We start from the raw sequence: 22,695 nt of genomic DNA on the forward strand, positions 1-22,695 counted from the left end.
GGCCTCACTCCGCCGAGGCGGCAGCCGACTCGCCGGTGTGCGCCACCGGGCAGCCCCGGACTCCGGGCACCGGGAACGTGCCGAGCTCGCCGACCCGATACCCCTTCGAGTAGCCCTTGATCTCCCAGTTCTGCCGGGCGTAGTGCGGCACGCCACGGGGCGGCATCAGGCGCACGGCGCGGCCCCGCAGCCGCACCGCTCGCCTGACCAGCGTGCGGGCGACAGGGCCCGGCGGTTCGTAGCGGAAGGCGCGCAGGAGGGGCTCGTCGAGCAGGGCGAGGGTCGAGGCACGCAACAAGGGCGCCAGAGGGGCCGGATACCAGGAGGCCATGAGGTCGAGGGTCGCGTCGGAGACCTTGCGCGCGCCCTCGTCCCACGCGAAGCGCGCCTCTTCGTAGGCATCGAGGCACTTCTCGAAGGCTTCGTAGGAGTCCGGGATGTCCTGGATCCCCATGTGCCGCCCCAAGGTGCGGTAGTAGACGGCGGCCGCGGTCGTCTCGTGGCGTGACAATCTGCGCCACCCGTAGGCGTCGATCCAGCGCTTGGGCATCACCACGAACGTGCACAGCACATAGCGCATGTCTTCGTTGCTGATGTCGTAACTGCGGTGCATCTGGTTGATGCGGCGGATCGCGGTGCGGCCCTCGTCCGTGCCGAAGCCGTGCTCGACGACGGTGTCGAGGAGCAGGGCCGTGTCGTCGTACCGCTTCTGCGTACGGTCCGTCAGTTCCGCCGTCTCGGCCAGGAGCCGGCCGATGCTGGGAACGGCGTACGTGCGGTAGAGCGCCAGTTCAAGAGCTCGGGTGTAATCCCAGGGGAACTCGTACGTCGCGGTGAGCCGGTAGATCGCCAGGGCGTCCTTCTCCGGGTCGAGACGCCGAATCTCCTTGAGCCGGTCATAGCGCTTCACCGCACGGCCCCCCTTCTGTCGTCGGAGCTCCAACTCTACGTTGGAGTACAACAGATGAGTGATCATCAGCGGCAACCACAACCGGGGGAAGGTGGCCCACATGTTCGACAAGCTCCGCAAGCTGTGGCACACGGACGAAGCGGCCCGCAGCAAGGAAGAGCGTCCCCACAACCTCTTCGAGGCGGCGGCCGTCTACGTGGCGGCGTGCGCCGAGGACGACCAGGACCGACAGGACGAAGCCACCGGGTGGGTGTCACCGGAGGCCCTCTCCTTCGGCGTCAGCGAACTCGCCTGCCGGGCGGTCATCACCCTCGCCCGGGAGCGCGACGAGTCGCCGTCGGACGTGGCGCGTACGCTCCTCGGCCTGCCTGCCGCCTGACGTCCGTGTGCGTGGGATCGGGACAGGACAGTGCCTCCTGGAGAGAGTCGCCTGTCTCGGCCGCGTGCGCGAGACGCTCACGGACCTCTCGCGGGGTGCGTGGACGGTAGCCGGGGCCGTCGCCGCAGCAGCCCTGCCGGAATCGGAGTCCGGACAGCAGGACCGCGCTCAAGGCGCGCCACGCCGCCGTGTCGCGACGGCCCGGCACGGCGAGCGCGGAGCCCGCGTCGAGCATCTGGCCCCCGCAGCGTGGGCAGATGTCGGCGCGATCACGTCCGTAGTCGGCCGGCTTCTTGAAAGAAGCACGGCACGGCAGACAGACGAAGTGCGAACTGGCTCTGGGCATGACACGCAGCGTAGGCGTCCCGCGCGGAGGACGACGAGCGAGTTTCCGGTGCGTAAGAGCGAGTTTCCTGGTCACGCACCCCTCGACGATCAAGCGGACCTGTGGTTAGGGTGCGCCGACGGATGAAGCGATGGGGAGGCTGGCATGGCCGGAACGGACGACGCTGTCGCCGCCGAGGACGACGCGCTGTACGTGCTGACCGCGGTGCTGCTGACACCCGCGAAGTTTCCAAGTGTGCTCGGTGACGACTATCCGGAGGCGTGCGCGGCTCTGGAGCTCTCACCGCTCGCCGCCGGGTACGGCCTGGTGCTCGGTCAGGACGGTGCGGGTGCCCGGTGGACCGTCGTCGTCGACGACGTATCACTCGTGGCCGTCGCGATCGCCTCCTGGGACTGCGGGATGGAGTACGACCTGTCGCCCGACGAGCGCACGGTGGTCGCCGCGCTGCCCGGCTGGCCGCTCGCCGTCGCCGTCGCGGCGCCCAACGTGCCCGCTCCCCACGACCCCGAGCCCGAGGAAGCGGACCAGAGGCCCCTCTCGCCCCCGCAGTCCGACACATGGGGTCCGGCCCAGCGACGGCTCGGTGCCGACGAGATCGCGCTCCAGTGGGCGACGTGGCGCGAGCAGATCGACGACGCAGACTTCTTGACCGACAGCGCCGAGGAGGGCACGGACACCGGCCCGGGGGACGGCGACGCCCCCAAGCCCGACGCCGACACCGACACTGCTGCCGATGCCGATGCAGCCGATCAGGCTCCGCTCACCGGCGTACGTCGCGTCCTGACGGAAGCACGGGCGTACGTGGAGACGCCACCGCCCCTGGGCCGCGTACGGTCGTCGTTCGCTTCCGGGGAGGCCCGCATCCTGCGCGCCGACGGTCCTGGCTGGTCCATGGTCGCCAGGACCGACGACATCGCGTTCGTGCTCCTCGACGAAGAGCCCGGAGAGGTGTTGCCGGTGGGTCGCGGACGCGATCTGCCCTGGCTCCTCGACGCGCTCGACAAGATGGCCGTACGCCCCGCCTGATCCCCCCGTGGCACCTCTCCCCTCTCTGGTGCCTCCTCCCCTTCTGGCACCGCGCCCCGTCAGTGGTTCGGCTCGGGGTCGAGAAGGAAGGCGGCCGTCGCCGTGTCGTGGTCCGCATGATCGCGCAGGGCCATCAGTTCGGCGCGCCAGGTCTCGTCCCATGACGTCGCCCGGCCGCCGGCGCGCACCAGCTCGAGCGCCATCACTCCGGCCACCGGGGTCCCGCGCTCGCGCAGCAAGCGGGCGGCAGCGAGCAAGGCCCCACGCGCGCGTGGAGTAGGGGTCTCGACATGGAACCCGCTTCCCAGGGGCAGCCGTTCGGGGCGTTCCTCGACCAGTTCCAGGAGCCGCTCCCAGCGCGCTGCGCGGTGTTCGCCGTGGCGCACGGCGGCCAGCGACGTGTCCCATGTCAGGGCCGCCGCGTCGGCGTACAGGCCCACGGCGTGCATCGACAGGGCCAGGGCGTCGGCGATGAGTAGCGTCTGGGCAGTGCCTCGCCGGACGCGCAAGGCCTCTCCGATGCCCGAGAGTCGACGGAGCGCGTCAGCTCGCGCCTGCGGATCCGGCGTGCCCGCGAGCTCCTGGAGCCTTCGGATGACGCCCCTCAGGATGGGCCCTCCGACCGGCCCCAGGGGGAACCAGGCCAGTTGCTGTGCGGCCGCGTCCCACTCCCTTCGGCGTCGCACCGGGTCCGTGGCGACCTCGGCGACGGCGCGCAGGGCGTCGGCTGATTCCGGTGTGAACCAGGCGGGCAGGGCGCGGCACGCGGCGACGACGGTCTCTTCGTCGCCTTCCCTCACCAGGCGGGCCAGGAAATTCGCGTAGGGCTCCCCCGCGGATTCGCTCACGGGCCCCACGCGCGCGTGGACCACCGCTTCGCGTACGGCGGGTTCGTCGGCCGCCCGGACCAGACGGTCGGCGATGGCGGGGCGGGCGATCGCGGCGAGGAGGTGGCGCGCCACGACGGCGCGTACGTCACGGTGTTGCCCCGGTGCGTCCCAGGCCGCCACCAGCGCGTCGAACGCAGCGTCACCGGTGAGCGCGCCAAGGGCTCGGACAGCCTCCTTTCGCGAGCCGACGGGGGCATCCGACGCACAGGCCACGGGAGCGAGCAGGGCGACTGCTTCCGGATCCGGTACCGCCTCCAGGAGCCGGCGCACGGATGCCATGGCGGCCCGCCCCCGGACACCGCCCGTCGCGGCGTGCCGCAGCAGGAAGTCCAGCAGTGGCTCGGTGGCCACCGGTGCGCCGTAGTGAGCCGTGCCGTGGAGGTCGCCCAGTGCGCCAAGTGCCGCGGCGGCGATGGGTTGTGGCGCCGACTGCGCGAGTGTCGTGAGCAGCTCCGGTTCACGCACCTGTGCTGCCGCGTCGGCACGAGTGCGCAGCGGAGCAAGCTCATCGGCGGCCACGCGCGCGTGGTGTTCGTCCCACGCGCGGCGCTGTTCGGGCAGCCAGCGGCCGGTGACGCCTGGACGCAGTCCTGTGGCCCAGGCCGTGGCTCGGGGCCGTACGCGGCCCGTGAGCCCTTCTTGGGCGGCGAGCAGCACGGAGTCCAGCAGGTCCGTACGCCGGGTGACGACGGTGCGCAGGATGATCGGCACCGCTGCGAACGATGCGTCGTGGCCGATCAGTTCGGCGCTGCGTCGCTCCCGCAGCTCCGCCGGCCCCGTCCAGGCGGCCGCCGCGCGGGCAGCGATGTCCGGGTCGCCGGACTCCAACGCCATGGCTCGTACCCGAGCGTCGAGTTCGGGCAGCGCGGAGAGGTGCGGCGCCAGGAGTTCCGCGACGGCGATGTGGAGATCGGGGCGCACTGGTGTGTTCGGCGATGTAGCGGACCAGATGGCACGCGCCGCTTCCTCGCCGATGCGCAGCGATGCGACGGGCCGGCGGGAGCGCGGGTCGGACACCAGCTGGCAGAGCAGTTCCGTGGCATGGGCGGCACGGTCGATCCCGCCGGTCGCCGCCGCGCTCTCGGCTGCGCGGCGGAGCAGCTGCTCCGCCGCGGCGAGCGTGTGGGTGGTCGAGTCGCGGGACTGGACCGTGGTCAGCGCCGCGTCACGCAGGACGCGGTCGGGCAGCGCCGCGAGCAGATACGGGGGCGCGCCCGCGAGCTGCTGGAGAGCGGCCCTGCGTACCTCCTCCTGGTCGTGCCAGGCCCGCTCGCAGTCCCCGGCGATGCGTGCGAACTCGTGCGGATCGCCTTCGACTTCCGCGCAGGCGAGCAGAGCGGGCCAGGCCATCAGGCGCTGGTGGATGCGGTGCTGCCCGGCCATGTCGCGCAGTACCGGTTCTCCCAGGGTGAGCGGGAGGGCGACGGCCAGGCGGCTGGATGTCCACTCCTGACGTGACCATCGTTCCACCCAGGGCATGACGAGCGCCGCTCTGTCGGCCGGGGCCAGGGCCGTGAGTGTGGCTATGGGCAGGCTGCGCACCGAGCGGCGGCGGGCGGTGCGTCCCTCCACCAGGCGGAGGCGTTCCGGGGCGGGGAGCATCATCAACAGGCTGTCGGGCTCGATGGCGTGGCGTCCCGGGCCGCGGTGCCGCGGCTGTGTCACCGGGCAGCGACGGGCGAGGTCCACCAGGTCCGCGGGCGCAAGTTCGAGCAGGGCACGCCGCGTGGCGGGCGGCAGTGCCCCTGCCGAGAGCCGTAGTTCACGGGGAGAACCGTCCTGGTCCGGTCGGGCCGCGCGCAGGATCTCCAGGACCCTGGCGGGATGGCGCAGCAGTGTGCGTGCCGCTTGCGGCGTCAGGAGATCGGGGGCCCGCGCCAGGAGCAGCAGTCCGGCCTCCGGGTCACGTTCAGCGGCCACGCTGGCGACCACGCGATGGCGGCCCGAAAAGCGGTGGCGGTCGCGGTTGGCGCGGCTCTCGGCGCGGGTGACCAGCAGGTGGGCCACGGCGAGCGGTGCGGTGCGGGTCAGCGCACTCAATGCGCCTGCGGGTGGGTCGAGTCGGGGCAGCCACGCGTCAACCGCCTCGGCGGGGCATGCGGGCAGGAGCTGGGCGGCGTCCCGGGCGCCGAAGCGTTCGTAGACCTCCGGCAGCAGGCGTGCGGCCAGGGTGTGACGGCGGCTCAGGCGCAGGACGCGGTACGTCTCGTGCCGTGCCGTTCTGACGTCGCTCAACGCGAGCTGTTCCAGGGCTGCTTCAGGGACGGGAAGCCGGATGGCGGCCGCGAGGGCGCGGCGGCGCAGGAGGGGGTCGGCCAGGGCTTCGGCGACGGTGGTGAGGTCGCGCCGGGTGACGGCGAGGAAGAGGCCGGTGTGCCGCTCGTCAGTGGTACCGGCGGCGAGGGCGTCGCGAAGTGTTCCGTACGCGTCGGTGGTGAGCGCGCGGCCATAACGGGCCAGGGCGCTCATACGGGCCGGGAAGGGCAGTGGGTCGAAATGGGCCTTCAGCCAGGCCGACGTCAGCGGCGCGGGAGTGGGCTGAGGCGGGGAGGACGGCGTCTGCGACGCCTCGTATGCGGCCATCAGCGATCACCGAGGGATCGCTGGGCCTCCTTTCGGGAAGTCATGTGCGCCATGGTCACCGGCGAAGCGCTGAGGCGCAATGGGTTTTCCGCTCGCGGAGCCGCCCTGGGCGGAACCGCGAGCGGAGCAGCCGTCAGCCCCTGTGCGTCGAGCGCCTGCTCACAGGTTCGGTGCCCCTCCAGGGTGCCGGGTCAGTGGCCGATCTCCTTGCGTGAGACCCGGCGCAGCCTGCGTCGCTGTCCGGGGTCGAGGGTCAGATAGGCCGCGGCCGGGACCCCGAGCACGATCAGGAGGGCGGCCCACCAGGGCAGCCAGATCAACAGGATGATGCCGGCCGCCACACCTCCTGCGGCGATCTTCGCGTTCTTCGACATGTGCGTCGCCTCCTTCGCGGCTGTTGCCGCTCTCTGTCTTGAGAAACGGGCTCGGGCCGCCCACGGTTCCAGTCTGCTCCCCTGACAGACCCCTGAGGAGCGACCCTGACACAACCCTGAGGTGCGGCGCGTGTCCGCGCGGCTACTCGATCCTCAGCGGCTCGCCGACCTCGTACATGTGGCGCAGTACCTGCCGGTAGGAGTCGAGGAATCCGGCCTCCGTGTACGGCATGCCCAGCTCGGCGCAGTGGGCGCGGACCAGCGGCTGGGCGCGTCGCAGGCTGGGGCGGGGCATGCTCGGGAACAGGTGGTGCTCGATCTGGTAGTTGAGTCCGCCCAGGAGCCAGTCGGTCACCATGCTGCCGCGGACGTTGCGCGAGGTGAGGACCTGGCGGCTGAGGTGGCCCCAGCGCTCCCCGTCGGGGTCGGGCATCTCCATGCCCTTGTGGTTCGGCGCGAAGGCCAGTCCGAGGTGCAGTCCGAAGAGCGCCTGGTGGATGGCGGCGAAGGCAAGGGCGTGGCCCACCGGCATGGTGACGAGCAGGAGCGTCACGTATCCGACGAGGTGGGCGACCAGGAGGAGGCCCTCCAGTACGCGTTCGCGCGGGGCCTGGCGGCGCAGGTCCTGGAAGCCGTAGATCTTCATGGCGATGCCCTGGAGCAGGGTCAGCGGGAAGAACAGCCAGGCCTGGTTGCGGGTGAGCCAGCGCCGGAAGCCCCGGCGGACCTTGGCCTGCTTGCTGGTCCAGACGAGGATGTTCGCGGCGACGTCGGGGTCTTTGTCGAGGTGGTTGGGGTTGGCGTGGTGACGGTTGTGCTTGTCGTTCCACCAGGCCGAGCTCATGCCGAGGAGGAGATTGCCGTGGATGAGACCGATGGCGCGGCTCACGCCGCGGTCGCCGGTGATCTGGGAGTGCCCCGCGTCGTGGCCTATGAACGCCGTACGGGCACACAGTGCGGCCAGGACGGGTGCGAGGAGCAGCACCCACCAGGAGCCTCCGATGAGGAACATGCCCGTCGCCACGGCGGCCAGTGCCACGGTGTTGACCACGATGGTGCGGGCGTACCAGCCGGTGCGGCGGCCCAGAAGTCCCTGCTCCTTGACGGTGCGCAGGAGAGGCGCGAAATCGCTCCCGGCGGGCTGCCTCGTGGTGGTGCCTGGGGAACGCTCCGCGACTGCGGCGGCGGCCTGGGACATGGTGAGGTCTCCGGTCTCTGACTGGATCGGGCTGACACGACACAACGTATGAGCCGGTGACCTGGGGCATCCATGGCGCCTTCACCCGTCTTGGAAGGGGGCCAACACCGTCTGGAAGGGGGGTTAAGTACACCACGGGGCGTGCGTGACGGGGATCACTCCTTGATCACTCACGCCTCGCGTGAGACGTGCTGTACCCTCGGCGACTCCGACCCTAGTAGTCAAGTTTGAGGAATGTGCCATCGCCGTGCCCAGGCCCCCTGCCGCGTCACCTTCCGAGATCTCTGAACTGTCCCGCTGTTCCGTGCTGTTCGTATCCGCCGACCCGGCACGCATGGGCCGGGTCGCCTTCTGGAACCCGGAGGGTGAGGCACTGCCCGCCTGCTCCGCCGGCGCCATCGAGGAGCTGACCGTCGCCGTGCCCGGCGACGGCGGAGTGCAACTCAGCAATGTGCCGGCGGTGGTGCTCCCGGTGCGCGCGGCACTGCCGGTCCTGACACGCGCGCGTGCCACGGCGGGGGTTCACCCGACGGCCGCGTTCTGGGGAGCGGCGGGAGTGCTCGCGCTGCAACTCGCCGCGCGCGGGCTGCTGTTGCCCGGACTGACGATGAGCGATCACGACGCGTGGCGCTCGGGCCCGCTGGGCGCCGACGACCTGCGCCGCCTGCGCGACCTCGCCGCCGCGATGCCCCCTGCCGCGCACGCCCTGCCGCTGGACGGCTCCGAGCCGCTGCGGCTGCCCGAACCCGAGCGGCTGCTGCGCCAGTTCCTGGACGCGGTGGCCGACACGCTGCCGCGCTCCCCCGCCGCGACGCTGGCCGCGGGCGTCCCCGCCTTCGCCTCGTCGCAGCCCCAGCACATCCCTGAGCAGCGCCCGTGGGCCACCGATGTCGCCGCCGGGCACGATGCCGGCGTACGCATCTCGCTGCGCGTCGAGGTGCCCGGCCTGGTGTCGGACACACCCGAGGGGACCCGGCTGCCGTTCCGCGCCGTGCTGCAGATGCACAGCGTCAGCGACCCCTCGCTCGTCGCGGACGCGGCCGAGGTGTGGGCCGGATCCGGCGCCTCGGGGCAGGCCTTCGGACCGCGGTCACGGATGGACGCCCTGCTCGCGCTGCGTCGCGCCACGCGCACGTGGCCGCCGCTCGCCCCGCTGCTCTCGGCCACCGTCCCCGACGCGATCGAGCTCGCCGACGAAGAGGTCACCTCGCTCCTGGGCGAGGGGTCCCGCATGCTCGCCACCGCGGGTGTCGAGGTGCACTGGCCCAGGGAGCTGGCACGCAATCTGACCGCCCGGGCGGTCATCGGCCCGCCCGACGAAGAGGCGAAGGAGCCGGACAAGCCGTCGTCGGATGCGCCGTCCTACCTCTCCGCGGACGCGCTGCTCACCTTCAACTGGCGGTTCGCGCTGGGCGACCAGCCGCTGTCCCGCGAGGAGCTCGACCGTCTCGCCGAAGCCAACCGCCCCGTGGTGCGCCTGCGCGACCAGTGGGTCCTCATCGACCCCGAAGAGGCGCGGCGCGCTCGCGCACACCAGGACCACAAGGTCACGCCGATCGACGCCCTGAGCGCCGTTCTGACGGGCACCACCGAAGTGGCGGGGCGCCGCGTGGACGTCCAGCCGACGGGCTGGCTCGCCACGCTGCGCGAACGCCTCGCGGACCCCGAGGGCATGGAGCCCGTCGGCCAGCCCGAAGCGCTCGCCGCGGACCTGCGCGACTACCAGCTGCGCGGCCTGAACTGGCTGGCCCGGATGACCTCCCTGGGCCTGGGCGGCTGCCTCGCGGACGACATGGGCCTCGGCAAGACGATCACGCTCATCTCCCTGCATCTGCACCGGCAGTCGGACGGAGAGTCCGCAGGACCCACCCTCGTCGTCTGCCCCACGTCCCTCATGGGCAACTGGCAGCGCGAAATCGAGAAGTTCGCCCCCGGCACCCCCGTACGCCGCTTCCACGGCGCTCAGCGCAGCCTGGAGGACCTCGCCGACGGGGAGTTCGTCCTCACCACGTACGGCACGATGCGCCTCGACGCGGACAGCCTCGCGCACGCCCCTTGGGGGATGGTCGTCGCCGACGAGGCCCAGCACGTCAAGAACCCCTACTCGGCCACCGCCAAACAGCTGCGCACCATCGGGGCACGCGCGCGCGTGGCACTCACCGGCACCCCCGTGGAGAACAATCTCTCCGAGCTGTGGGCCATCCTCGACTGGACGACACCGGGCCTGCTCGGCAAGCTCGGCACCTTTCGCACCCGCTACGCGCAGGCCGTCGAGAGCGGCACGGATCCGGCAGCCGCCGAGCGGCTCGGCCAACTGGTACGCCCCTTCCTGCTGCGCAGGCGCAAGTCCGACCCGGGCATCGCACCCGAGCTACCGCCCAAGACGGAGACCGACCGGGCCGTCTCCCTCACCACGGAGCAGACAGGCCTCTACGAAGCAGTCGTACGCGAGACGCTCGCGGAGATCTCCGGTGCCGACGGCTTCGCCCGCCGCGGTCTGATCGTCAAGCTGCTCACCGGCCTCAAGCAGATCTGCAACCACCCGGCGCAGTACCTCAAGGAGGACAAGCCGCGGATCGAGGGCCGTTCCGGAAAGCTGGAACTCCTCGACGAGCTGCTCGACACGATCCTCTCCGAAGACGCGAGCGTGCTCATCTTCACGCAGTACGTCCAGATGGCGCGCCTCATCGAGCAGCATCTGGCGGCCCGGGGCACCCCGTCCCAGTTCCTGCACGGCGGTACGCCCATCGCGGCGCGCGAAGCGATGGTGGAGCGCTTCCAGGCCGGCGAAGTACCCGTCTTCCTGCTGTCGTTGAAGGCCGCAGGCACCGGCCTCAATCTGACGCGGGCCGAGCACGTCGTGCACTACGACCGCTGGTGGAACCCCGCCGTCGAGGCGCAGGCCACCGACCGGGCGTACCGCATCGGGCAGACGCAGCCGGTGCAGGTGCACCGGCTGATCGCGGAGGGGACGATCGAGGACCGTATCGCCGAGATGCTGCTGCGCAAGCGGGAGTTGGCGGATTCGGTCCTCGGCTCGGGCGAGGCCGCACTGACGGAACTCACCGACGCCGAGCTGTCGGATCTGGTGGAGCTGCGAGGGGGGACGCGATGAGCGACACGTACGACGAGTCGAACGGCGACACACACGAGAACAGCCGTCACGGGGAGGGCGCGGACGAGCACGAGCGCACCTTCGCCGCGCTGCCGGCCGCGCACGGGCGGGGGTTCGCGCAGAGCTGGTGGGGCCAGGCCTGGCTGAAGGCGCTCGAGGACACGGCGCTGGACCTCGCCCAGCTGAAGGCCGGTCGCAGACTGGCGCGCGCGGGAGCCGTGGGTGCCGTCTCGGTGCGACCCGGCCGGATCACCGCGGTCGTCAAGGACCGTGACGGCACCCCGCGCCGCTCCGACGTACTGCTGCAGCGGCTCAGCGAGGACGAGTGGGACCGCTTCCTGGGCATGGCCGTCGAGCGGGCCGGACACATCGCGGCTCTCCTGGACCGCGAGATGCCGCCGCACCTGGTGGAGGACGCGGCGGCGGCGGGTGTCGAGCTCCTGCCCGGCATCGGCGACCTGGAGCCGGAGTGCGACTGCGACGCGTGGGACCACTGCGGACACACCGCCGCGCTCTGCTACCAGGTGGCCCGGCTGCTCGACCAGGATCCGTTCGTCCTGTTCCTGATGCGTGGCCGAGCCGAGCGCGAACTCCTTGACGAGCTGCAAGTACGCAGCGTGGCGCGGGCCGAGGCCGAGGAGGCCCCCGCGCAGGAGCAGGAAGTGGCCCAGGAGGGCGTGGACGCCGACGAGGCGTACGCGGAGGGAGCCATCCTGCCCCCGCTGCCCGAGCTCCCTCCGCTGCCGCCTGAGCCGGGTCTGCCGCCTTCGCTCGACACGGAGGCGGAGCCCGCGCCCGGTCTCGATGTGGCGGCACTCGAGTTCCTGGCGGCTCAGGCAGCCGTGGAGGCGCGCCGGATGCTGGCGGAGGCGCTGTCCGCGGGGCACGAACGGCATTCGGCCGATCAGGAATTGACGCTGGAGGAGGATGCCGTACGTCTCGCCGCCGCGGCTCCCGCTGCACCGGTGGCCGCCCGCCTCGCGACCGCGGCCGGCCGCGGCAGGGACGGGCTGGCGCTGGCCGTGCGGGCCTGGGAGTACGGAGGACCGGCCGCGCTTTCCGTCCTGGAGGAGGAGTGGACTCCTGAGGCGGACGCACTGGCACGCGCGCGTGCGGCGCTGGACGCGGCCTGGGACGACGGTGAACGGCCACGGCTGCGCGCCGCCCGCAATCGCTGGACGGTGGTCGGCAGCGACGCCCAGCTGCGGCACGGGACCGACGGCCGCTGGTGGCCCTACCGCAAGGAGCGCGGCCGCTGGACCCCGGCGGGCCCCGCGGCCCACGACCCCGCGACGGCACTGGCAGTGGTGACCGGCGGCGAATAGGGGCGGCCAGGTCTGGTGCGGGCGCGGGCATCCCCACGCGCCCGCACCGGACCAGAGGCGCGACCCGCTCACGACCGCTTCCGCTTCCGTGTCCGCTTCCCTGTCCGCATCCGACTCCGTGTCCGCCCGGCAGCGTTCACGCCCGAGGCAGGCCACCCGGCGCGTTCACGCCGCCGAAGCACGCCTCCTGTCCGGAACGCACACGGCGGCCACCGGCGTATCCACGCCGTCCACGCACGCGCCGGGAACACGGGCGCGCGCACTCCCCCTGCCCAGCGATTGAGCGCGGGCATGTCATACGCGAGTGTGGATCACACCGGTTCAGGGGGGTGCCGACCGCGACTGGCACTCCCCGACCCGCAGGTCCCCGGAGTGAAGTGAGTGCGTCAGCGTGATCCAGGCGAAGGGGAGGACAAAGGCCAGGTGCCCAACTACCGCTGACCGACCTGCGGGTGACGGCGGCGCCTCCTGCCCCTCGCGGGAGGCGCCGTCAGCACGCCCCCTCCCGTTCACCTCTCTGCCTCCCTGTGTTCGCGGCGACGGCGAAGTCTGATCGCTGTCACCGAACACTCGCGCCCCAGGAGGCACCCATGTCCCCGCACGCCGCACGTAAGCGTCGCGTCCGCCGTTCCGTCGCCGTGGGTGTGCCCTTCGTCGCACTCGCCGCGATCGCGGTGACCGGGACCGCCACGGGCGCCCCGACCGGCCACAAGGAGAAGGCGCCCCGGATCACGTCGACGGCAACGCTCGGCGATGTCCCTCTGGGCACGTTCAGCAACTCCCTGCTGCCCGGGACGGTGAGCGACGACCGCGGTGTGGATCTCGGCGGCATCGGCAGCGACATCTATCCGGCGGGCCGCAAGGGCGAGTTCTGGACCGTCACCGACCGGGGGCCCAACGGCCAGATCAAGGTGGACGGCAAGAAGCGACGCACCTTCCCCGTTCCCGGATTCGACCCCGCGATCGTGAAGATCCGCGTTTCCGGTGACACCGTGAAGGTCATCGACGCGCTCCCGCTGACGACCTCCTCCGGGAAGCCCGTCACGGGCTTGTCCAACCAGAAGGGGCGCGATGAGGCGCCGTACACCTACGACGCGAAGACCTCACTGGCCTACGACCCGAACGGCCTTGACACCGAGGGCATCGTGCGGGCGCATGACGGCAGCTTCTGGCTGGTCGACGAGTACGGGCCCTCGCTCGTCCATGTCTCGGCGCGCGGCAAGGTGCTCAAGCGCTATGTCCCCAAGGGTCTGAAGCTGTCGGGCGCCGACTACCCGGTCGTGGAGGCGCTGCCGGGCGTTCTGCTGCACCGCAAGGGCAATCGCGGCTTCGAGGGGCTCGCTCAACTCCCCGGTGGGGACCTGGTGATGGCGGTCCAGAGCCCGCTTTCCCTCCCGGACGAGGACGCGGGCGACGCCTCGCGGACGACGCGGCTGCTGCGCTTCTCGCCGAAGAAGCAGGCGGTCACCGCCGAGTATGCGTACCGGTTCGACGCGGTTGATGTCGTCGACCCGGGCGAGGATGACACGTCCGAGCTGAAGATCTCCTCCGTGGTGGCCGTCGGGCGTGACCGGCTCCTCGTCGAGGAGCGCACCGACAAGGCCGCGCGGCTGCAGACGGTGAAGCTGGACCGCCGCTCCGACATCCTCGGCGAGCGGTGGGACGACGCCGCCACGAATCCCTCCTTGGAGGAGCTTGACGATCCGGCGGGCTCCGGAGTGCCTGTCCTGAAGAAGCGCCTCCTGGTCGACCTGGGCGCCATCGACGGTGTGCCCGACAAGATCGAAGGCGTGGCCCGCGTGAACAGCCACGCCCTCGCCCTGATCAACGACAACGACTTCGGGATGACGGACGGGGCGGAGGCGTTCGACGAGGACGGCCGGCTCGTGGACAGCGATGTGGAGACCACGGTGACGTACGTACGGCTGCCGAAGGGCCTCTGAGCGCGCCGTCCCCGCGTCCGACGCGCCGGTCAGGGCAGCGGCTTGGTGACGCCCACCTGCAGGAAGTAGTAGGGCACTTCGTTGTCCGCGCGTGACGGGACCAGGGGGTCCAGGTCGCTCGGCAGTTCGCTGGGGAGGCCACTGGGGAGATCTGATGGCAGGCCGCTCGGCAGGTTCGAGGGCACCTCCGTCGGCAGCTCGGAGGGGATCTGCGACGGGATGCTCAGCGACGGAGTGGGCTTGCCGTCCGAGCTCTCGCTGGTCTCGGAGGGGCCTTTCTTGTCGCCGGAGCCGTCACCGCTGGTGACCACCAGGACCACCGCGACGACGGCTCCGATCGCGACGATCACTGCGAGCAGGACGAACAGCCCGCCCCGTCGCCCGGACGGCCCTCCCGGCTGCGGCTGAGGCGGCCACCCACCTCCGCCAGGGGGCACGCCACTGCCTCCAGGGGGCACTCCGCCACCCGCGGGAGGCCAGCCCCCGTCGCCCGGCGGCGGTCCGTACCCGTCGCCCGGAGGCGGACCGTACCCCCCTCCGGGCGGACCGAAGCCGCCATCACCCGGAGGGGGTGCGTCACCCGGCGGAGGGGGAGGCTGCGGCGGTACGGGTGGCATGGCCATACCGTCAAGAGTCGCCTCGAAAGGGTCAAGATGCGACCCCTGTGCGGAAGTTGATGACCCCGGAGCTGAGCCTTTGGTCAGCCCCGCGCCCCCAGGAGATGATCCATGGCCAGCTGGTCGAGGTGCTCGAAGGCCATGCCACGGTCCGCGGCGGCCGTCACGTCGAAGTCCTCGAAGGCGGCGCGGTCGGCGAGCAGCCCGGAGAGACCGTCTTCGGCGGTCGGCAGGGCCAGTTCGTCCAGACGGGAGGCGCGCAGGGCTTCCTGGACCTCCGGGTCGGCGCGGAAGGCGGCCGAACGCTCCCGGAGGATCAGGTAGTTGCGCATGCAGCCGGACGCCGACGCCCACACGCCCGCGTAGTCCTCCGTACGCGGGGGCTTGAAGTCGAAGTGCCGCGGTCCTTCGTAACCGCCCCTCTCCAGGAGGTCCACCAGCCAGAAGGCGCTCCGCAGATCGCCTGCCCCGAAGCGCAGGTCCTGGTCGTACTTGATGCCGGTCTGGCCGTTGAGGTCGATGTGGAAGAGCTTGCCCGCCCACAGGGCCTGGGCGATGGAGTGCGGGAAGTTGAGGCCGGCCATCTGCTCGTGGCCCACTTCGGGGTTGACGCCGAACAGATCGGAACGCTCCAGGCGCTCGATGAAGGCGAGGGCGTGTCCCACGGTGGGCAGCAGGATGTCGCCGCGCGGCTCGTTCGGCTTGGGCTCGATCGCGAAGCGCAGGTCGTATCCCTGCTCCGTCACGTAGTCACCGAGCAGGTCGAAGGCTTCCTTCATGCGGTCGAGAGCGACGCGTACGTCCTTCGCCGCACCGGACTCCGCGCCTTCCCTGCCGCCCCAGGCGACGTAGGTGCGGGCGCCCAGCTCCACCGCGAGGTCGATGTTGCGGATCGTCTTGCGCAGCGCGTAACGGCGCACGTCCCGGTCGTTGGCCGTGAACGCCCCGTCCTTGAATACGGGGTGCGTGAAGAGGTTCGTGGTCGCCATCGGCACCACGAGGCCCGTCGCGTCGAGCGCCTGCCGGAAGCGCTTGATGTGCGACTCGCGCTCGGTGTCCGAGGCACCGAAAGGGATCAGGTCGTCGTCGTGGAAGGTCACTCCGTAGGCACCCAGTTCAGCCAGGTGACGCACGGAGTCGGCCGGGTCGATGGCCGCCCTCGTCGCGTCCCCGAACGGGTCCCTTCCCTGCCAGCCGACGGTCCACAGGCCGAAGGTGAACTTGTCCTCAGGAGTGGGCTGGTACGTCATGTGCGGCTCCCTGGATGACTGGTGCACGACTGCGTGGCCGCCCCGGGCATGGCTGCATGCCCGCTCATGTGCGGCTGCCGCGACTATTTCGTCATGGCGATTAACAAATTAGTATCCGGAGGCATCCCTGGGAAGGTCGGACGGAAAGAAGTCCGGGCGAGCCCGGAAAGAGCCGCGGGAACGGAGACCCCCGATGTCATCAGCGCCAGCAGCCGACGGGCCCCTCGTCGTCGGCGTGGACAGCTCCACGCAGTCCACCAAGGTCCTGGTCGTCGACGCCGCCACGGGCAGGGTGGTGGCCAGTGGTCAGGCCCCGCACAGCGTCAGCTCGGGGGCCGCCCGCGAGAGCGACCCCGAGGAGTGGTGGAACGCTCTGTGCGCGGCGCTCGACCAGTGCGGCAGCGCGGCGCGCGAGGCCGCGGCGGTAGCGGTCGGCGGCCAGCAGCACGGGCTCGTCACGCTGGACGCGCGGTCCAGGCCGGTGCGGCCCGCGCTGCTGTGGAACGACGTGCGCTCGGCGGCTCAGGCCCGCACATTGGTGGACCGGCTGGGGGGCCCGAAGGCGTGGGCCGAGCGCGTCGGCAGCGTGCCGGGGCCCTCCTTCACCGTGACCAAGTGGGCCTGGCTCAGTGAGCACGAGCCCGAGGCCGCCCGTGCCACCGCGGCCGTGCGACTCCCCCACGACTACCTCACCGAACGACTCACGGGATCCGGCACGACCGACCGGGGCGACGCCTCCGGGACGGGGTGGTGGGCATCCGGGACAGAGGCGTACGACGAAGAGATCCTGGGACTCGTGGGCCTGGACCCCGAGCTGCTGCCACGGGTGGTCAGGCCCGGCGAGGTCGCGGGCACCGTCCGCGGAAGCGGCGAACTGCCCTTCTCCAAGGGCACGCTGGTCGCCCCCGGGACCGGCGACAACGCGGCAGCGGCACTCGGACTCGGCCTGCGCCCCGGCACCCCGGTCCTGAGCCTGGGCACGTCAGGCACCGTCTACGCGGTCTCCAGGCGGCGCCCCGCGGATCCGACGGGAACGGTGGCCGGCTTCGCCGACGCGCGCGGCGACTGGCTGCCGCTGGCCTGCACCCTCAACTGCACCCAGGCCGTGGACCGGGTGGCCGCCCTGCTGAGCCTGGACCGTGAGGCCGTGGAAGCCGGCGGCGCCGTCACCCTGCTGCCCTATCTGGACGGCGAGCGCACCCCTGACCTGCCGCACGCCTCGGGGCTGCTGCACGGGCTGCGGCACGACACGACTCCCGGACATCTGTTGCAGGCGGCCTACGACGGGGCCGTGCACTCGCTGCTCGGCGCCCTTGATCTGGTCCTGGAAGCGGATGCGGACCGTTCAGCTCCGCTCCTGCTCATCGGCGGCGGGGCGCGTGGCACGGCCTGGCAGGACACCGTGCGGCGGCTGTCGGGACGTGCCATTCAGGTGCCCGAGGCCAGGGAACTGGTCGCGCTCGGCGCCGCCGCACAGGCCGCCGGCATCCTGACCGGCGAGGACCCGGCGGCTGTCGCGCGCCGCTGGGGTACGGCCGAGGGGCCCGTGCTGCCCCCTGTGGAGCGGGACGAGTCGGCGCTCGCCCGGATCGCCGGGGTAGTCTCCGACGCGGCGCCGCTGCTCGGCAGCGCGGGCCATGAGGACACACGGCCATGAGGACGGAAGAACAGGGACTGACGGGGGCATGACCGCACCACCGCACGACGCGCGCCAGGGGACGTCCGGAGCCCCGCTGCCCGACACCCAGCAGGGGATGCGCCGCCGCAACCTCTCCCGCGTCATGCACGCCGTCGCGGCGCACGGGCCACTGTCCCGTGCCGCCGTGGCCACCCGGATCGGCCTGACGCGGGCCGCCGTCTCCACCCTGGTGGACGAGTTGATCCGCTCCGGGCTCCTGGACGAGCTGGGCCCCGAGCGCCCCAGCAAGGTGGGCCGCCCCGGCTCCGCACTCGCGGTCAGCAGGAGCGGACCGGCCGGCATCGGTGCCGAGGTGGGCGTCGACCATCTCTCGGTCTGTGCGGTGGACCTGCGCGGAGAGGTACGCGCGCGTGCCGTGCGACAGGGCGACAACCGGGGGCGCGCGCCCCAACCCGTCGTGAAGGAACTCATCTCCCTGGTACGGCAGGTGAGCGACGAAGCCCACCTCGCCGGACTGCGCCCGGCGGGACTGGCCGTCGCCGTACCGGGCCTCGTCGCCCGCGGCACGGCGACGGTGGTCCGCGCCCCCAACCTCGACTGGCACGACGTCGACCTGGGCGCGCTGCTGCCCGACGGGCTGCCGCTGACAGTGGACAACGAGGCCAACTTCGGCGCACTGGCCGAGCTGTGGCTCGGCGACGAGGTGCCGCAGGACTTCCTGCACGTCTCGGCGGAGATCGGCATCGGCGCCGCGCTGGTCGTCGACGGGCGGCTGCTGCGCGGGACACGCGGCTTCGCAGGCGAGTTGGGGCATGTGCCGGTGTGGCCGGACGGCCCGGCCTGCCCCTGCGGCGGCCGTGGCTGCCTGGAGCAGTACGCGGGCGAGGAAGCGGTGTTGCGCGCGGCGGGCCTCTCCCCGGGGGCGGACCGCGTCGGGCTCCTCGCGGAGCGCGCCGCGCAGGGCGACGAGGACGTACGAAGGGCGCTGCACGGTGCCGGGGCTGCGCTGGGCATCGCGCTCACCGGTGCGGTGAACCTGCTGGACCCGCGCTCGGTGGTGCTCGGCGGAGCCCTGTCGCGGCTGGCTCCGTGGCTGCTGCCGTCCCTTGAGGCCGAGTTGGGGCGCCGCACTGCGGGTACGGCATGCGATGTCGCTGTCTCCGGGCTGGGTTCCGACGGCCCCTTGCTGGGGGCCGCGCACTCGGCGGTACGGGCGGTGCTCGACGACCCGGCGGGTGCGGCCGCTCTCGGCTCCTGACGGGCCGGCCACCGGTCCGTCCACGGTGGGCCGGGACACGGGCGGCAGCACGCTCCACCTGACCGTCGAGGCGCACGGCATCCCGCTCGCCGCGATCCCGGCCGTCGGCAACCGCAAAGACGTCACCCAACCCCGATCCCGCTGGTTCGGGCCGTCCGCGCCGAGTTCCACCGGGAGGGACATGGTTCGCCGGTACATGGTCCTATGGGGCACGGTCCGGTGGGGCATGGTCCGGCGGTTCCGGATCACCCCGCACATCGCCCGGCGCTGCATCAGAACACACCCGTAACGGTTCGGTCCCGCGCAGCCTCACATCCGGGATCTCAGCACGTCGACCTCACAACCCGGCGCGAACGGGTCGAAGCCGTGCTCGACCAGCCAGCGAACCCCCAGCAGGCTTCGCAACGACCACCACGCGTGGATCACATCGAGGTCGACGTCGGTGCCGTAGCCGGCGACGACGTCACCGATGTGCTCCTCCTGTCCGAGTGTGAAGGTGGCGAGGTCGTACAGGGCGTCACCCTGGCCCGCCTCGGACCAGTCGATGATGCCGGTGACCTCGTCGTCATCGACGAACACGTGAGCGATCTGCAGGTCGCCGTGCGTGAACGCCGGAGTCCACGGCCGGAACGCGGCCTCGGCGACCTCGCGGTTGCGGGTGACCAGGTCTGCGGGCAGGACGCCGTTCTTCACGAGCCATTCGCACTCGCCGTCGAGATCCGCCGCCACCTCGTCGAGGTCCCGGCCGGCTCGGCCGGGCCTGGGCGGCAACTGCGCGTCGTGCAATTTCCGGATGGCGGCGCCCGCCGCGGCCCACGCCGTCGGCGACGCGGTCGACGGCTCGCCGAGGCGGCCGAGCGTCGTCCCCGGGACCGCGGCGATCGCGAGCACGGGCGGCTTGCGCCACAGGACCTCCGGAGTCGGGACCGGCGCCAGGACCATCGCATCGACCTCGACGTCGATGCGTGCCTGATCGGCGTCCACCTTCAGGAACACGTCGCCGACGCGCAGAGTCGCGCGCTCGGAATGGGCGACGACGACCTTGACCTCATCCATGGGCGACCACCATCCCGGACGACCGTCCACGTCGCCGGGAATTTCGCCTCCGACCGGGATGCTGACCGCGTCCCACAACCCGGCGGCCTCGCGCGCGACACCGACCGCTGACGGCACCTCCCTGTCAGCGCCTGCGGTCCCTCGAGTCAGCGCCACTCCGGTCCCCCGACGAAGTGCACGTCGTACTTGTCGTGCAGCTCATCCATGCTGTCCCATGCGGCCTCGCCCCGCGCGATGCGCCCCAACTGACGGAAATAGCCGAACCGCTCGATTCCCGGAGTGAGAACGGCGAAGAACTCCGCCGGGCCGTCGGACGACGCTCCGAAGGCGTGCACCACGCCGGGTGGCACCACGACCAGACCACCCGCGCCGACGGCGGTCGGAGCACCGTCGAGCAGGAACTCCATGGTGCCGCCGAGCACATAGAAGAGCTCCGTGGACAGCCGGTGGTGGTGCGGGCGCGTGCCGTCGGCGCCGGCGGGCAGCTCCAGCCGGTTGGCCCCCAGGAGCCCGTCGGTCGCTCGACTGTCCTCGAGCAACTGGAATTGGCCTCCTCCGGGCAAGGGCACTTTCTCCGCGTCTCCTTCGTGGACGATCAGGGCGTGCGGGTTGCGAGGCATGTCGTACTCCTTCGGATGCCATGAAAGCCGTGGTGATCGTGAAGGCCGTGGTAGCGGTGAAGATCGTGATGGTCACGAAGATCAGGGCGGCCGTGGTGGTCGGTGTGACCAGTCCATCGCGGGAACACAGCGCGTCCAAGAAGCTGTTCACGAAGGCAGTGATCACTTGCACTGATGAATGCGCGGGGCGCGGACCGGATGCGGGAGGGGCGGAGACGACCATGGAGCTTCGGCAGCTCGACTACTTCGTGGCGGTCGCGGACGAGGGCGGATTCGGCCGGGCAGCCGTGCGACTGCACGTCGTGCAGGCTTCGGTGAGCCAGCAGATCGCCCGTCTCGAGCGAGAGTTGGGCGTACGTCTCTTCGACCGGACCACCCGGCGCGTGAGCCTGACAGCGGCCGGGGAGCGGCTGCTGCCGGAGGCGCGGGCCGCGCTCGCGGCCGCTGCCAGCGTGGGTCGTGTGGCGGCGGAGATCGTCTCCGGTGGGGAGGGTGTGCTGCGGCTCGGCACCACCCGGGCGTTCGCCGAGCGCGTGCACCCGGCCCTCGACATACTCGCGGAACGAGTCCCGGGGCTTCGGGTCCGGTTGGTCCAGGAGTCCCGTGAGCGGCGTATCGACGCACTACGGAGCGGGCAGTTGGATGCCGTGCTCGTCCGGGGCGACCGACCGCTGCCGGGTCTGGCGGCGGTGCCTGTCTGGGACGATCCGCTGATCGTCGCGTTGCCCGCGACGCATCCACTGGCGGCTCTGCCCCGTCTCGATGTGGCCGATCTCGCGGGTCTGCCGCTGCGGTTGGCGCCGCGAGAGCGCAATCCCGCGTTTCACGACCTGGTGACGGGGTTGCTGCGGGCCTCCGGCACCGATGTACCGGCCGGCCCGCACTTCACCACCTTGCAGGAGACTCTGACGGCGATCGCCACGGACTCCGCGGGCGGAGCGGAGTCCTGGACTGTCTTCGACCTCGTGGGAGAACTGCCCCCGGCCCGCCGTATCGCCTTCCGGCCGCTGCACGGCGCACGCTCGGCAGTCAGCCTCGCCGTGCGGCCGGGGCCGTTGTCCCCCGCGATCCGGCACCTGCTCACCGCCCTGGGGCCCGCGGATGCGCAATAAGTACTGCGCTCCGTCCTCGTGGGTGACGTGGCTTGAGTCTCCAGTAGGGGGAGACGTGAAGGTGGGGACATGAACGGCGACACGCTCTACTCGATCGGTGATCTGGCGCGGCGGACCGGGCTGACGGTCAAGACCGTCCGGTTCTACTCCGACGCCGGGATCGTGCCGCCCGCCGACCGCAGCCCGGCCGGCTACCGCCTGTACGGCACCGATGCCGTCGCACGCCTCGATCTCGTACGCACCCTGCGCGACCTGGGTCTCGACCTTCCCACGATCCGGAAGGTGGTGGACCGGGAGATCTCGCTCCCCGAGGTCGCCGCGGCGCACGCGGATGCGCTCGAGGTGCAGATCCGTGTGCTGCGCCTGAGACGCGCGGTCCTGACAGCGGTGGCCAAGCGCGGGTCCACCCCTGAGGAGTTGGATCTCATGCACAAGCTCGCCAAACTTTCCGAGGACGAACGCCGGCGTCTGACCGACGACTTCCTCGGTGCTGTTTTCGACGGCCTGTACGACCACCCTGCCTTCGCGGCGGTCACCCGCTCCCTCACTCCCGAACTGCCCGACAACCCCGAGGCCGAGCAGGTCGAGGCCTGGGTGGAGCTGGCCGAGCTCTTCCAGGACCAGGGGTTCCGCACCACGATGCAAGGGATGGCCAGAGATCTGGCGGCCGACCGCGCCCCGGACGACAGCACCGGTCTGCCCCGCGTCCTCGCCGAGGCCGTCCACACACAGGTCAGACCGGCTCTAGCGGCCCATCGTCACAGCGCTCGCGGCGCACTACGCGCACATCCTCGGCCTCCCCGACGACACCGACCTCAGGCGGCGCCTGGTGAACCGCTTGGAGACCATGGACGACCCCCGCAGGGACCGCTATCTGACGCTGCTCGCGGTGATCAACGGCTGGCCCGCGCCGGAGAGTCTGGCGCCGGTGCTCGACTGGGCCGTCCTGGCCCTGCGCGCCCGCATGCCTCGGTAGTGGGCCGACCGAGCATGGGCCGGCCCAGCTCCCCCTTCGCCACCGACCTCACCGAACCGACCGATGCCGCGCCGTGGC

16 protein-coding genes and 1 pseudogene are annotated in these 22,695 nt (G+C 71.6%); 9 read left to right on the forward strand and 8 right to left on the reverse strand.

Annotated elements, in window-relative coordinates:
• Window positions 1–4 precede the first annotated feature (4 nt).
• Window positions 5–910 carry an oxygenase MpaB family protein gene (locus AC07AG_RS27725; RefSeq protein WP_478758636.1) on the reverse strand — a complete coding sequence of 302 codons (906 nt, stop codon included), beginning with the start codon at window positions 908–910 and terminating at the stop codon, window positions 5–7.
• Window positions 911–1,010: 100 nt separating this feature from the next.
• Here AC07AG_RS27725 and AC07AG_RS27730 point away from each other — a divergent pair, with 100 nt between their 5' ends.
• Entirely contained in the window at window positions 1,011–1,289 is a 279-nt protein-coding gene (locus tag AC07AG_RS27730) for a hypothetical protein (protein WP_478758638.1), read from the forward strand.
• A gap of 490 nt (window positions 1,290–1,779) precedes the next feature.
• Window positions 1,780–2,661 carry a hypothetical protein gene (locus tag AC07AG_RS27735; protein WP_478758640.1) on the forward strand — a complete coding sequence of 294 codons (882 nt, stop codon included), beginning with the start codon at window positions 1,780–1,782 and terminating at the stop codon, window positions 2,659–2,661.
• A 59-nt stretch (window positions 2,662–2,720) separates the two neighbouring features.
• Here the strand turns inward: AC07AG_RS27735 and AC07AG_RS27740 are convergent, their stop codons facing one another.
• The 3 genes from AC07AG_RS27740 to AC07AG_RS27750 form a co-directional block, all read right to left on the reverse strand.
• Entirely contained in the window at window positions 2,721–6,134 is a 3,414-nt protein-coding gene (locus AC07AG_RS27740; protein ID WP_478758642.1) for a hypothetical protein, read from the reverse strand.
• 191 nt (window positions 6,135–6,325) lie between these two features.
• Window positions 6,326–6,508 (reverse strand): hypothetical protein, encoded by a 183-nt coding sequence (locus AC07AG_RS27745; protein ID WP_160502917.1) that lies wholly within the window; start codon window positions 6,506–6,508, stop codon window positions 6,326–6,328.
• A 142-nt stretch (window positions 6,509–6,650) separates the two neighbouring features.
• Window positions 6,651–7,706 (reverse strand): fatty acid desaturase family protein, encoded by a 1,056-nt coding sequence (locus AC07AG_RS27750; RefSeq protein WP_478758644.1) that lies wholly within the window; start codon window positions 7,704–7,706, stop codon window positions 6,651–6,653.
• 247 nt (window positions 7,707–7,953) lie between these two features.
• Here AC07AG_RS27750 and AC07AG_RS27755 point away from each other — a divergent pair, with 247 nt between their 5' ends.
• The 3 genes from AC07AG_RS27755 to AC07AG_RS27765 all read left to right on the forward strand — a co-directional run bounded on the left by AC07AG_RS27755 (window position 7,954) and on the right by AC07AG_RS27765 (window position 14,089).
• Window positions 7,954–10,821 (forward strand): DEAD/DEAH box helicase, encoded by a 2,868-nt coding sequence (locus AC07AG_RS27755; protein ID WP_478758646.1) that lies wholly within the window; start codon window positions 7,954–7,956, stop codon window positions 10,819–10,821.
• On the forward strand, window positions 10,818–12,146 hold the full coding sequence (locus tag AC07AG_RS27760; RefSeq protein ID WP_478758648.1) for an SWIM zinc finger family protein: 1,329 nt from the start codon (window positions 10,818–10,820) through the stop codon (window positions 12,144–12,146). Before AC07AG_RS27755 ends, AC07AG_RS27760 begins: the two co-directional genes overlap by 4 nt.
• A gap of 590 nt (window positions 12,147–12,736) precedes the next feature.
• Complete coding sequence (locus AC07AG_RS27765; protein WP_478758650.1) at window positions 12,737–14,089, forward strand: esterase-like activity of phytase family protein; 1,353 nt, start codon at window positions 12,737–12,739, stop codon at window positions 14,087–14,089.
• A gap of 29 nt (window positions 14,090–14,118) precedes the next feature.
• Here the strand turns inward: AC07AG_RS27765 and AC07AG_RS27770 are convergent, their stop codons facing one another.
• Window positions 14,119–14,439 (reverse strand): hypothetical protein, encoded by a 321-nt coding sequence (locus tag AC07AG_RS27770; protein WP_478758652.1) that lies wholly within the window; start codon window positions 14,437–14,439, stop codon window positions 14,119–14,121.
• 350 nt (window positions 14,440–14,789) lie between these two features.
• Window positions 14,790–15,956 (reverse strand): xylose isomerase, encoded by a 1,167-nt coding sequence (gene xylA, locus AC07AG_RS27775; protein ID WP_478758654.1) that lies wholly within the window; start codon window positions 15,954–15,956, stop codon window positions 14,790–14,792.
• A 193-nt stretch (window positions 15,957–16,149) separates the two neighbouring features.
• On the opposite strand from xylA, the gene xylB reads away from it, so the two are divergent.
• Together xylB and AC07AG_RS27785 are read left to right on the forward strand one after the other, a co-directional pair.
• The gene (xylB, locus tag AC07AG_RS27780; RefSeq protein WP_478758656.1) at window positions 16,150–17,613 is read left to right on the forward strand and encodes a xylulokinase; all 1,464 of its coding nucleotides are present in this window, start codon (window positions 16,150–16,152) and stop codon (window positions 17,611–17,613) included.
• Between the two features lie 28 nt (window positions 17,614–17,641).
• The gene (locus tag AC07AG_RS27785; RefSeq protein WP_478758658.1) at window positions 17,642–18,853 is read left to right on the forward strand and encodes an ROK family protein; all 1,212 of its coding nucleotides are present in this window, start codon (window positions 17,642–17,644) and stop codon (window positions 18,851–18,853) included.
• Window positions 18,854–19,162: 309 nt separating this feature from the next.
• Here AC07AG_RS27785 and AC07AG_RS27790 read toward each other — a convergent pair whose 3' ends face one another.
• Both AC07AG_RS27790 and AC07AG_RS27795 read right to left on the reverse strand, forming a co-directional pair.
• Window positions 19,163–19,909 (reverse strand): phosphotransferase family protein, encoded by a 747-nt coding sequence (locus AC07AG_RS27790; RefSeq protein WP_478758660.1) that lies wholly within the window; start codon window positions 19,907–19,909, stop codon window positions 19,163–19,165.
• 146 nt (window positions 19,910–20,055) lie between these two features.
• Window positions 20,056–20,529 (reverse strand): cupin domain-containing protein, encoded by a 474-nt coding sequence (locus AC07AG_RS27795; protein WP_478758662.1) that lies wholly within the window; start codon window positions 20,527–20,529, stop codon window positions 20,056–20,058.
• A gap of 29 nt (window positions 20,530–20,558) precedes the next feature.
• On the opposite strand from AC07AG_RS27795, the gene AC07AG_RS27800 reads away from it, so the two are divergent.
• Together AC07AG_RS27800 and AC07AG_RS27805 are read left to right on the forward strand one after the other, a co-directional pair.
• On the forward strand, window positions 20,559–21,641 hold the full coding sequence (locus tag AC07AG_RS27800) for a LysR family transcriptional regulator (RefSeq protein ID WP_478758664.1): 1,083 nt from the start codon (window positions 20,559–20,561) through the stop codon (window positions 21,639–21,641).
• 69 nt (window positions 21,642–21,710) lie between these two features.
• Window positions 21,711–22,617 (forward strand): annotated as a pseudogene (locus tag AC07AG_RS27805) (MerR family transcriptional regulator).
• The last annotated feature ends 78 nt before the right edge of the window (window positions 22,618–22,695 follow it).

This window comes from Streptomyces sp. NPDC044044 (assembly GCF_056434405.1).